The 3,409-nt window shown below is 46.1% G+C and carries 3 protein-coding genes; all 3 read right to left on the minus strand.

Going from position 1 to position 3,409, the window contains the following annotated elements; all coding sequences use genetic code 11:
• Nucleotides 1-213: 213 nt before the first annotated feature.
• The 3 genes from CAG69_RS03415 to napG all read right to left on the minus strand — a co-directional run bounded on the left by CAG69_RS03415 (nucleotide 214) and on the right by napG (nucleotide 3,219).
• The gene (locus tag CAG69_RS03415; protein WP_161442731.1) at nucleotides 214-1,395 is read right to left on the minus strand and encodes an MFS transporter; all 1,182 of its coding nucleotides are present in this window, start codon (nucleotides 1,393-1,395) and stop codon (nucleotides 214-216) included.
• A 199-nt stretch (nucleotides 1,396-1,594) separates the two neighbouring features.
• Nucleotides 1,595-2,449 carry a quinol dehydrogenase ferredoxin subunit NapH gene (gene napH / locus CAG69_RS03420; RefSeq protein WP_161442733.1) on the minus strand — a complete coding sequence of 285 codons (855 nt, stop codon included), beginning with the start codon at nucleotides 2,447-2,449 and terminating at the stop codon, nucleotides 1,595-1,597.
• A complete protein-coding gene (napG, locus tag CAG69_RS03425) occupies nucleotides 2,449-3,219 on the minus strand; it encodes a ferredoxin-type protein NapG (RefSeq protein ID WP_006741942.1) in 771 nt (256 codons plus the stop codon). Before napG ends, napH begins: the two co-directional genes overlap by 1 nt.
• Nucleotides 3,220-3,409 lie beyond the last annotated feature (190 nt).

The raw sequence follows: 3,409 nt of genomic DNA on the forward strand, positions 1-3,409 counted from the left end.
TCTGCACTGTATAGCTCCCCTCTTATTGTTTCGCGTCAGTTATGCCCAAGTTATTTCGAAATACTTAGTTCTAAACCCTAACGGACGTGGCATGCATTGACAACCATTGGAGGGATTATCTATTTGCAATAAAAAGAAAAGGGCGCATAAGCACCCTTTTTAGCGAGTCTAATTACAGGTATTCGCTTTAATGATTAGATAGTGAGTGCCAACTTAACTCCACTTCAACAAGCGAGTTTCGTTGCCTTCTTCCGGCTTCGCTGGAATATTGAGTGACAACAGCAAGCTCACCGCTGCCATACCAGCTCCGATGTAAAATACGCTAGCAGGTGAAACCAGCCAAATCACACCAAACGTAACAGGTATTACAACCGCCGCAATATGGTTAATCGTAAACGCAACGCCTGCAGTCGACGCCATATCGGCAGGATCGGCAATTTTCTGGAAGTAGGTTTTAATCGCAAGCGCTAACGCGAAAAATAAATGATCGACAACATACAATGCTGCCGCCCACTCTGCCGTTTGCACCAAACCGTACCCGACGAACACGAAGATCAAACCGACGTATTCAAACATCAACGCTTTGCGCTCACCTACAACGCCGATAAAACGGCCTATTCGCTTCGCAAACAAGAAGTTAAAGACATAGTTAATCAGGAACAGCAACGTAATATCTGCGGCGGAGTAACCAAACTTTTCTACCATCAAGAAACCAGCAAACACCGTAAAAATCTGACGGCGTGCTCCACTCATAAACGTAAGCGCATAGTATAACCAGTAACGTTTACGCAGGATGAGCTTCTTATTCTGAGGCACTTTTGTCTTAAATTGTGGGAAGGCAAATGCCATCACCAAAATGAGCACAAAACCTAAACCACCAGCCATTAAATAGACCGTTTTAAAATCAAGTTTGAGCTGTTCGAGCGAAACCCAAATGGCGCCGTAGGTAAACAGAGAGGCCAAAGCTCCAACAGAAATAAACTTACCCAGCATTTCTGGCGCTTCTTCTTTAGATAGCCATTGTAAAGACAAAGACTGCTTGAGTGTTTCAAAGTAATGGAAGCCGGTGGACATTAACAAGGTTGTAAAAAGTAGACCGTACAAAGTGGGAAAATAACCTGTTAATGCCGTACCAAGCGTAAGCATCGCCAAAGAGACGAGCATAAAGCGTTGCTCTCGGATAAACAGCAATACAAACACGGCGGTAAAGGCCAAAAAACCCGGAATTTCACGCACACTTTGCAATAAGCCTATGTCGGCACCATCAAAGTTTGCTTTCTCGATAACAAAGTTGTTCAACAACGCCATCCAGGTAGAAAAAGCAATGGGCACGATAATGGAAATTAACAGGAGGAAATTTTGCGGCGTTCTCCAGTCGTGCGATGAGGTAGTCATGATGTTTCCTTTAAATATGAAGGCATCATCATAGCTTTAAATGTAACAAATTCGCAATATCATTATTATTTTCAACCCAGAGCAAGCAGATATGGCTGAGGAATATTGTTATGAAGATAAACATCGCACTTAACTCCTTGGCTAAGCGCGATGTTCAAGTATCAAGAGAAATAAAGCATGAGTAAATGTGCTCAGTGGCTTAATCAATGACTTTTACTGATAGGCGATTCTTAAATTCAAACACATGTTCTGGACATACATCCAAACAACGACCACAGCTAATACAGTTTTGATCCATAACTCGACGATCTCCCTCTTTCAAAGGCTGCCGAAGCACTTCTGGTTCTGGGCAAACGTAAAAGCAATCCATGCATTTGGTGCAATCTTCGCGGCGAACAGCAGTAACGCGCAACAGGCTTTTTCGGCCTATCAGGCCATAGGTAGCCCCCAGTGGACATAAGTGCCCACACCACCCATGCTCAACCAAGAGTAAATCCAACACGAACACTAGGGCGATCAACACCCAACCTGCGCCCATACCAAACACCAACCCGCGATGCAGTGCCGCCACTGGATCTAACCATGTCCAAAGAATTGCGCCAGACAGCGCACTGCCCAACATCAAAACAGGGATCAGCCAATAACGAATCACGGGAGACCAACGATAGCTCGCTTTAATGTTGAGCTTTCGACGCAACCACGCCGCCAAGTCTGTCACGATGTTCAACGGGCACACCCAAGCACAAAATGCGCGCGGCGCCAAAATCGCGTAAAACGCAACGACGATCACTACGCCTAACAACGCATTAAACTCCGGAACATGCCCTGTCGCCAAAGCTTGAAGCACGATTAACGGGTCACTTAACGGCACGGTATCAAGCAACATACTTGATGACAGATTACCAGTTAGAATTCCTAGCGTCGGCCCAGCCATAAACAGCGCAATGATGGTGAACTGACATAGCCGACGTAAAATCAAAAACCGATGCGCGCGCCACCAACCAAGCTTTTCAAGCGCTTCTTTGCCAGCATTTTGAGCTAAATTCTTTGCCATTACTTACCTCCTTTTAGCGATTCAAGCGCACCTTCCGGCACAGGCGTCTCACTAGGGAGGATATTTTCGAGTGGTTTGTCGATCTCTTTCCAACCAAAATTGTAGTGGCTGCCCACTTTGCCTTTCGCCAAATCCGTCGGGACGACTTTAATAGCAGCGACATCCAACACGCACGCTTGTTCACACTTACCGCATCCGGTACACACTTCGGAATTCACTGTAGGGATAAGTTTGGCGTGATAGCCAGTTCGGTCGTTGTGAACCATCTCTAACGTGATGGCTTCATCAATCAGCGGACAAACGCGATAACAAACGTCGCATCGTAATCCTTGCCAGTTAAGGCAAGTTTCATGGTCAATAAGAACCGCTGTACCCATTCGAGCATCATCAATATCGGTTAGTTTCGGATCCAGCGCCCCACTCGGACAAGCGACAACACAAGGAATGTCTTCGCACATTTCGCAGGGAATATCGCGTGCAGTAAAGTAAGGTGAGCCAGTCGCGACGGGTGAAAGTAATGTCGCAAGTTTCAATGTTTCGTAAGGGCATGCTTGAACACACAAGCCACATCGAATACAGGCTGATTCGAAATCGCCTTCTGGCAAAGCACCGGGTGGGCGAATAGGCACACCTTTCGTTTCTCGAGCTTGGCTTTGCAGCGATTGTAAGCCCAACACACACGCCGCTGCGCCAACGCCTGCCGCAGTTCGGACAGTATCACGCAAAAATCGACGCCGACTTTGCGATGTTTTAGACTGAGAGGATTTCATGCTATTTCCTCAACGAAACTCCTTTATCAAGTTAAGCATAAATAGCGCTAAACGTACCTCTTCCCCATACCTCATAAGAGGTAACTCCACCCTCAATTGATTCAAGTCAACTGATGTACAGTGCCGTCGTCACAGTTTGAATAATTCCATTTATTTCCTCCAACATGAAATTCACCACGATACTCTGCCG

Origin of the sequence: Vibrio sp. V43_P6S15P86, assembly GCF_009904725.1 — a bacterium.
GTDB lineage: Bacteria > Pseudomonadota > Gammaproteobacteria > Enterobacterales > Vibrionaceae > Vibrio > Vibrio diabolicus.